General features: G+C 65.9%; 7 protein-coding genes and 1 pseudogene. 5 read left to right on the top strand and 3 right to left on the bottom strand.

The window, feature by feature from the left end:
- The 3 genes from AC1DOC_RS10135 to AC1DOC_RS10145 form a co-directional block, all read left to right on the top strand.
- A partial coding sequence (locus tag AC1DOC_RS10135) for a calcium-binding protein (protein ID WP_478129755.1) occupies positions 1-427 on the top strand: 427 nt, incomplete at its 5' end.
- A gap of 52 nt (positions 428-479) precedes the next feature.
- Positions 480-2,189 carry a type I secretion system permease/ATPase gene (locus AC1DOC_RS10140; RefSeq protein WP_478129756.1) on the top strand — a complete coding sequence of 570 codons (1,710 nt, stop codon included), beginning with the start codon at positions 480-482 and terminating at the stop codon, positions 2,187-2,189.
- The gene (locus tag AC1DOC_RS10145; RefSeq protein WP_015865990.1) at positions 2,186-3,523 is read left to right on the top strand and encodes an HlyD family type I secretion periplasmic adaptor subunit; all 1,338 of its coding nucleotides are present in this window, start codon (positions 2,186-2,188) and stop codon (positions 3,521-3,523) included. Before AC1DOC_RS10140 ends, AC1DOC_RS10145 begins: the two co-directional genes overlap by 4 nt.
- A gap of 118 nt (positions 3,524-3,641) precedes the next feature.
- Here the strand turns inward: AC1DOC_RS10145 and AC1DOC_RS10150 are convergent.
- Both AC1DOC_RS10150 and AC1DOC_RS10155 read right to left on the bottom strand, forming a co-directional pair.
- Positions 3,642-4,010 (bottom strand): annotated as a pseudogene (locus tag AC1DOC_RS10150) (SDR family NAD(P)-dependent oxidoreductase); the annotation flags it as partial.
- An 820-nt stretch (positions 4,011-4,830) separates the two neighbouring features.
- A complete protein-coding gene (locus AC1DOC_RS10155) occupies positions 4,831-5,076 on the bottom strand; it encodes a helix-turn-helix domain-containing protein (RefSeq protein ID WP_015865988.1) in 246 nt (81 codons plus the stop codon).
- A 232-nt stretch (positions 5,077-5,308) separates the two neighbouring features.
- Between AC1DOC_RS10155 and AC1DOC_RS10160 the strand changes: the two genes are divergently transcribed.
- A complete protein-coding gene (locus AC1DOC_RS10160) occupies positions 5,309-5,872 on the top strand; it encodes an XRE family transcriptional regulator (protein ID WP_015865987.1) in 564 nt (187 codons plus the stop codon).
- 156 nt (positions 5,873-6,028) lie between these two features.
- Here AC1DOC_RS10160 and AC1DOC_RS10165 read toward each other — a convergent pair whose 3' ends face one another.
- Positions 6,029-6,922 carry a LysR substrate-binding domain-containing protein gene (locus AC1DOC_RS10165; RefSeq protein WP_015865986.1) on the bottom strand — a complete coding sequence of 298 codons (894 nt, stop codon included), beginning with the start codon at positions 6,920-6,922 and terminating at the stop codon, positions 6,029-6,031.
- A 135-nt stretch (positions 6,923-7,057) separates the two neighbouring features.
- Between AC1DOC_RS10165 and AC1DOC_RS10170 the strand changes: the two genes are divergently transcribed.
- The coding region (locus AC1DOC_RS10170; RefSeq protein WP_478129757.1) for a C45 family autoproteolytic acyltransferase/hydolase at positions 7,058-8,184 on the top strand (1,127 nt) is incomplete at its 3' end.

The following is an 8,184-nucleotide window of genomic DNA, read 5'->3' on the forward strand; positions in this document are numbered from 1 at the left end:
GATCAACGGCCTTGCGGGCGACGACCGCATCGTCGGTGGGGCCGGCGCCGACATACTCACCGGCGGCGCGGACAACGACACCTTCGTCTTCGACTCGGCACCCAACGCGGTGGATTCGGTCACCGACTTCGATGCTTCGGGATCAGCGGCGAGCGGCGACCTGATCGAACTGTCGCGCGGGACGTTCACGGCCCTCACGACCGCCAGCGGAAACACGCTGTCGGCGGCCGAGTTTGCGTCCCTGAACGGCGGTGGTGCGGGAGACACGGTGGGCGCGGGCGTGCACGTGATCTACGACAGTGCGACGGGCAACCTGTACTACGACACCGACGGCCTGGGCGCCGCGAACCGCACGCTGGTGGCGACGTTGGCGCTGAGCAACCCGGCCGACACCTTCGACAGCAACGACATCAAGGCCGGCGTGTGAGAGCCCGCTTGTCGCGCGCGGATGCGGGTGGCGGCACACGAGAGAAATCGACATGAAGCCTCTTTTCCAGCTTCTCGAGCGACCGCTTCTTTTTGTCGCGGGCTTCTCGTTCTTCGTGAACCTGCTGCTGCTCGCCCCCGCGCTCTTCATGCTGCAGGTCTTCGACCGCGTGCTGACGAGCCAGAGCCGGGAGACGCTGCTGATGCTGTTGCTTGGCGTTGGCGTGGCGCTCGGCCTGATGCTGGTGCTGGACTACCTGCGCAGCCGGCTGCAGGGCGTCGCGGGGAACCTGATCGCCGATCAGCTGTCCCCGGTGGTGGCCAAGGCCGTGCTGGTGCGCACGGCGCGCCGCGCCGAGCGCGCGCCCTGCGAAGGCTTGCGCGACGTCGCGGCGCTGCGCAACCTGTTTTCCTCCCAGGGGCTGCTGGCCCTGTTCGATGTGCCATGGGCATTCGTCTATGTCGCGGTCATCTGGCTGGCGCATCCGATGCTCGGCATGGCTGCGGCGGCCGCGTCGGTGCTGATGCTTGTGCTTGCCGTGGTGAACGACCGCATCACGCGCCGCGATATCGAAGCCCTGCAGAAGGAAGCCGCCAGGGCCACGCGCTACCTCGAATCCTCGATGCAGAACGCAGAACTGGCGCAGTCGCTCGGAATGGGGGAGGCGGTGATCGGGCGCTGGCGGAACCTCAACGCCGGCGTCGCCGCGTTGCAGGGCCCGACCGCGCGCAAGTCGGTGGCGATGGCCGCGCTCACGCGCACCACGCGCCAGACGGTGCAGGTCCTGTTGCAGGCACTGGGCGCCTACCTCGTCATCACGGGCGAAGGCACGCCGGGCATCCTGGTGGCCTGCACCATCCTGCTCGGCCGGGCGCTGGGGCCGGTCGAGCAGGTGGTGGGAAGTTGGCGCGTGCTGGCCGAGGGGCGCCTGGCCTTCGCGCGCCTGTCCGAGGTCCTGGGCGCCGCCGAGCGCCAGCCGCCACGCATGGCGCTGCCGGCGCCGAGCGGCCGCCTGCACGTGGAGGGCCTCGTGTTCCGGTCGTCGCAGGGCGAGCGGATGATTCTCGCCGGCGTCTCGCTGAGCCTGGAGCCCGGCGAGTCGCTGGCCATCACCGGCCCCAGCGGTGCCGGCAAGTCGACCCTGGTGCGCCTGTTGACTGGTCTGTGGGGGCCCCATGCCGGTGTCGTGCGTCTGGACGATGTCGACCTTGCACAATGGCCGCGCGAAGAACTCGGCCCCTGGCTCGGCTATGTGCCGCAGGATGTCGAGTTGTTCGCCGGCACTGTTGCCGACAACATCGCTCGGCTGGGCGAGGTCGACCCGGACAAGGTGGTGCAAGCGGCGCAGCGCGCCGGCGTGCATGCGCTGATCCTGACGCTGCCCGAGGGCTACGACACCGTCGTCGACCACATGGGCGTGATGCTGTCGCCGGGCCAGCGCCAGCGCATCGCGCTGGCCCGCGCGCTCTACGGCAACCCCAAGCTGCTGGTGCTGGACGAGCCCAACTCCAACCTGGATGGGGCGGGCGAACTGGCGCTGGGCGAGGCCTTGAAGGCGCTGCGCGGGCAGATCACGGTGATTGTCGTCACGCACCGCAGCGCACTGGTGCAGCACATGGACAAGCTGCTGGTGCTGGAGGCCGGACGCGTCAAGCAGTACGRACCGGTGGCGGAGGTCATGCAGTCGATCAAGCGGAACGGCCAGAACACGGGCGGGGCGCAGGTGGTAATGATGCCGCGCCCTGCGGAGAAGGTGTCATGAACTACACCGCGCATGCCATCGCGGCCAAYGACCCCCTGGCGCTCCATGTGCGCGAAGCGCGCCGCCTGACGCACTGGGGCCTGGCCATGCTGGTCTGCGGACTGTTGCCGGCCGCTGCATGGCTGGGCTTTGCGCCGCTGTCTTCGGCCGTCGTGGCGCAGGCCTATGTCAAGGTGGACCTGAACCGGCGGCCGGTACAGCATGCCGAAGGCGGCATCGTGCGCGAGGTCCTGGTGCGCGACGGCCAGCATGTGCGGAAGGGAGAGCCCTTGCTGGTGCTGGGTGATGTCTCGGTCGATGCCGACCGCAACAGGCTGGACCACCGCGTCAAGACCGAGCGCGCCAGCCTCGCGCGGCTGGACGCGGAGCAGACCATGGCGCGCGCGATCGCTTTCCCTCCCGACGTGGTCGAGACCGCGGTCGCGGATCCGCGCCTGGCGGCGCAGTTGGACAAGGAGCGCGCATTGTTCGAGGCGCGGCGCGACGCGCTGGTGGGGCAGGTGCGCCTGCTGCGCTCGCAGCGCGAGAAGGTGGCCGAGGAAATCGTCGCGCTGCGCGCCCAGATCGCGCAGGCGAGCGAGTCGATGAAGTTTCAGAAGAGCGATCTGGAGACCAACCGCAAGCTGCTCAAGGACGGCTTCGTCTCGGCCGCGCGCATCGCGCAGTTCGAAGGCACCGTGGCCGACTACGGCGTGAAGATCGAGGAGCGGCGCGCGGAGCTGGCACGTGCCGAGCAGCGCACGGTCGATGCCGACCTGCGCATCCGCTCGCTGGAGAGCGACTACCGCCAGCAGGCGAGCGACCAGCTCAAGGTCACGGCAGCCCGGCTGGCCGAGATCGAGCAGGAGCGGCGCAAGTCGACCGACGCCTCGGCGCGTCAGGTGATCACGGCGCCAGCCAGCGGCGAGATCATCGATCTGAAGTATTCGACGCCTGGCGCAGTGATCCCGCCGCGCGAGACCATCGCCGATGTCGTGCCGGACGACAGCCGACTGATGACCGACGCGCGCGTGCGTCCCGAGGACATCGGCCGCGTTCAGCGCGGGCAGGCGGCCGACATCCGCTTCACGGCATTCAAATACCGTACCACGCAACTGGTGCACGGCAAGGTGGTTTACGTATCGGGTGACCGCCTGATCGACCGTGCGACCAATGCGCCCTACTACTCGGTGCTGGTCGAGGCCGATCCGGCTTCGCTCGCGACTGCGGGAGACCTGAAGCTGCTCGCCGGCATGCCCGCCGAGATCTATCTGCAGGGGGAGGAGCGCACAGCCCTCCAGTACCTGGTGGAGCCGATCACCCAGGTGTTGCGCCATGCTGCCCGCGAGCGCTGACGCACCCTGTTGAGCAGCAGGTGCGCGCCTTGGGCGCGACCTGGTTGGACCGGAATCTCATGGTCGACATGGGCTTGGCGGACCGGGGTTTGGGCACCGAAGCACGGGATGCGATGCGGGTCTTGGAGTTGACCGCCGTCATCTCGTCGTACTCGGCCTCGCTGATCTCGGTCATCGGCTTCTTGAGCACCTTGCCCACGGTGTTGATGGCGATGTCCGGTCTTCCGACGGCGGCCATCGTGTCGGCGAACAGCTTCTCCACCGCGGCGGCCGTCGTCAAGTTGGCCTGCAGGGCCACGGCCTTGGCGCCTGCCTTTTCGATGGCCGCCACAGTCTTGTCGGCTTCGCCCTTGCTGACTGCGCTGTTGTAGTGGACGGCGACGGCCTTGGGCCCTTGCTTGGCCAAGTCGAGCGCAATCAGCCCGCCGAGGTTCTTGGCGCCACCTGCGATGAGGACGGTCTTGCCTTGAATGGAATGATCTGCCATGTCGATCTCCTTGGTTGAACATGACAAAAATGGGAGTTTAGGTAGCACTGCGCAGGAGATCAGCCACCGCTGGCTGGATAGATTGTCCAGAAATCAAGTCCAATCCCCGGGCGTGATTTCTCGCGATCTGCTGTATGCCGGAGTCCCATGACCATCAGTCCAGCATGAGGCAGTTGTCGGCGGTCCAGCCGTAAAGCCACTCCATTGCATCGTGGAAACGCTCGGGTGTGCGGCCCTTCCAGAGATCGTTACGCACCTGGCGCTCGACCCCTTGGAATGGAAGATGTGGTGCGCAGTCAGCCGTGTCTTCCCTTTCACAGGGCATTCGCGTGACGCTTGTTATCGCGAGCTGAGTGAGCGCTCATCTGCAACATAGTGCTGGCCATGTTTGTTCGACGAAGCTGGCCTCGTGAAAGCTGCTGCATGGGGAGACGGAGCGACTGTTCCGTGCGATGAAGCGAGCGCCCGAACTTCTTTCTGCCCGATGTACACCGAAGAGGAGCGTGACTTTCTGTGCCCGATATGCGAATTGGGTGCAGCGGCGCAGCCAAACGTCGGTGGGACTGGCGGCCAGTGCCAGCGCCTTCACCGCCGAGCACTTCCAGCTGTCGTGGCGCCATCGGTATGCATTCACGGCCATGAAGTAGTACACCAGGACGCGCTGAGCCCGATGGCGTTAGTGCTCAAGATTGGCGAGACGATCTACTCTGGCGTCGGGCTCGTTGGGGTTCCTAAGTTGCCGGCCGCCGTTCTGGGGAACAGTCGGTTGGCACCCTGCGCGACGCTCCGAGACTGACAATGAGAAACGCGACCTAAGCTCTTAGAGTCGTGCCTTGGCCGCCAACTCGGCCACGGACACGCCGAGGCCGGCGGCGATCTGTACAACGGTCATCACGCCAGGGTTTTGCATCCCCCTTTCGATGCTGCTCATGTAAGAGCGATCGACGTGGCTGCGATGCGCAAGTTCTTCTTGTGAAATGCCATGTGTCTTGCGCAATGCCTTGATGGCGGTGCCAAGCGCCAACAGCGCTGGGTCGAGCGCATGTTTGGGCGAGGCAATTGGCATGGACAAATGCTCTCGCCTTGCGTACGATTGAACCACGGATGATCTTCCACATACTGACCTCCTCTTCTATGTACAGCGTCGCCTCCAGGTCGGTTCCTGTCCGCAGAGGCTGCTTTGTTGTCGCATGACGCGCAGACTCGCAGCCTCTCCACTACCAACTGCTCATCCCCTGCGGCTGCCGGCGTCGGTCACCCGTGTTCGATCGGGGCGGCCCGCACCCGTCGTGCGCAGCATGTCCGCGGCGCGCATCGGCGCGCAGGTGAAGGCGCTGCGCATGGCGGCTGATGTATCCGGTGGAGCGCTGGCGAAGACCTCGGGGATTTCGGCCTCGATGCTCTCGCGCATCGAGCGCGGTCTGGTCTCGCCGTCGGTGGAGACCCTGGAGCGTCTCGCGAATGGTCTAGGGGTGCCGGCGTCGCGCTTCTTCGGGGACCAGGCGCGGCGCACGGACTTCTGCCATGTGCGCGCGAGGCAGGGCGTTGTCGTCGATCGGATCGGTGCGGTCTCCGACTACCGCTACGAGCTGCTGGGCCACCTGCTGTCGGGCAACCTGTTCGTCGAGCCCTATCTGGTCACGCTGTTGCCCGGTGCCGATCCCTACGTGACCTTCCAGCACCCGGGCCTCAAGTTCCTGTACTTCCTGTCCGGGGAGGTCAGCTACCGCTATGGCGGCAGGACTGTGGAGGTGAGGGAGGGGGACGCGCTGCTGTTCGATGCAACCGCGCTGCACGGGATCGAAGCCATTCAGAACGGGCCGGTGTCGTACCTGTCGGTGGTTTTCACGCTGCGCGAGTGAGTCGAATGTTCCATCCCATCCGGTCGAGCCCCACCGGATCGTTCGATGGCTCGCACGCTCATTGCGCCGCGCCGGTCTTTTATGCATTCCTTCGATGTTCGGCATGCCGAACGCCAGGGCGTTGTGGGTGGCGCTCTTTGGGGTCGAGTGCAAATCTCAACTAGCAGGCTTCATGCGACGCAGGTGAGCCAGCATTTCCTCACGGACCACGCCGGTGATGTGGCTGCGCTTCCCGTTTTCGAGCATCCCCAGGCGCCGCGCGACGGGCCGCCCCGGCAGTTGCAGCACGCAGAGCGCAGGGTCGCTTTCCCAGTCGAAGTTCTTGAGCAGCGGCGCCATGGTGAAACCCACGTTCTTGCGCACCAACTCCGCAATGGCGAGCAATGAATTGAGCTCCAGGAACTCCTTGGGGACCAGCTGCAGCCGCCGCAGGATGCGGTCGATGCGCGCGCCAGTCGGCGTGCGCCGGTCGAAGCGAATGAAGGGATGGACGGCGAACAGGCTGGTGATGTGGGTATCGGGCCTGGCGATATCCGAATTGGCGATGACGGTGAGCGTCTCTTCATAGCAAGGCGTCCACAGCAGCCCCGGCGTGTCGGGCCATTGCCGCTCGACGACGACGGCCGCGTCGAGCTCGCCGCTGGCCACGTCCTGCATCAGCTGCGATTGCTGTCGCACCCGCAGTTCGACTTCGAGGTTCGGGTGCAGCGACTTGAGCACCGCGAGCGCGCTCGACAGCAACCCCATGGCCGAGATGAGCGAACCGAGCTTGATGGTCCCCGCGATCTGCCGCTGGTCTTGCAGTTCGCGCCGCATCGATTCGTATTGCGCGAGCAACTCTTCGGCGCGCGGCAGGAGCAGGTGGCCCGCGGGGCTCAGCACCATCGTGCGGCCTGTCTTGTCGAACAGCGTCTTCTTCATTTCCGCTTCCAGCGCGCGCATCTGCTGGCCGACGGCGGCCTGGGTCAGCGCCACCTGTTCGGCAGCCGCGGCGAAGGAGCCGCCACGCGCTGCGGCAACAAAGGTGCGAAGAAAACGAATGGTGCTCACGTCAGAAAGATAAACAAATTCTTTATCGACTCTAAATGATTTTCAAATTTATTTTTTTGCGCGCCTGGAAAACAATGTGGCTACTGCTTTCGCGCTACTGCTCTTGCGCGGTGTGGTGGTGATAACCGCAAGCCAATGACCACTCCTGAATATTTTCCCCTTGTCGATGTTTCCGGTGCGCCATATGCGCGCGGCGTGCAGCACGGCCGTGCCGTGCCCGAGCGAGTGGCCGGAGGCGTGGCGCTCTACCGCGCCCAACTGGGCCGGCGCGGCTTGGACGACGCCACCATCGGCCAGCTCGCGCGATCGATGCTGCCGATCATCGAGGCCTACGACACCACCTACCTCGAGGAGATGCGCGGCATCGCCGAGGGCGCAGGGGTCTCGCTCGAGGACGTGGTGATGATCAACTGCCGCACCGAGATGCTGTTCGGCTATGCCGACATGAAGCAAGACGCCGCGGCATCGGCGGACGCGGCAGCGAGCGAAGACGGCGACTGTACCGGCCTGGTCGTGCTGCCGGCGCGTTCGGCCACCGGGCGGCTCATGCACGCCCACAACTGGGACTGGCGCCAGGAGTGCGTCGACACCGGCATCGTGCTGCGCATCCGCGGCGAGAGCGGCCCTGACATGCTCACCTTCACCGAAGCCGGCGCCCTGGCGCGCCATGGCTTCAACAGCCACGGCGTCTCGCTCACCGGCAATTCGCTGACCTGCGACGAAGACTTCCGCCGGGGCCCCGGCGTGCCGCTGGTGCTGCTGCGCCGCCGCGTGCTCGAAGCGGCCAACCTCGCGCAGGCCATGAAGACCATCTGGGTGTCGAAGCGCTATTGCGCCAACAACATGATCCTGGCGCAGTCCACCGGCAACGACGGCTCGGGCATCAGCCTGGAGACGTCGCCCGGCGAGATCTTCTGGACCTTGCCGGAGAACGGCCTGCTGGTGCATGCCAACCACTGGATGTCTCCTTCCGCCTTGATGAAGCTGCGCGACCCCGGCCTGCCGCAGCGGCCCGACAGCATCTACCGCCAGCATCGCGTGGAAAACGCGCTCGGCCGCATCGAGGGGCGCATCGACTGGACACACGTGAAGGGGGCACTGGCCGACGAATTCGGCAAACCCGACGGCGTGCTGCGCACGCCCAAGCCGGCGGATTTCAGCAGCATTTCGGCCACCGTGGCCACCACGCTCATGGATGCGGCCGCTCGCGTGATGTGGGTGGCGCGCAAGCCGTACGAGGCGCGCAACTTCCGGGAGTACAC

It is taken from the genome of Variovorax sp. 01T439_2, from assembly GCF_056398445.1.

What these genes read in the sequence shown, in the direction of transcription:
- AC1DOC_RS10155 (WP_015865988.1), bottom strand. Translation starts at nt 5,076, where the DNA reads ATGCCAATTGCCTCGCCCAAACATGCGCTCGACCCAGCGCTGTTGGCG.
- AC1DOC_RS10160 (WP_015865987.1), top strand. Translation starts at nt 5,309, where the DNA reads ATGTCCGCGGCGCGCATCGGCGCGCAGGTGAAGGCGCTGCGCATGGCG.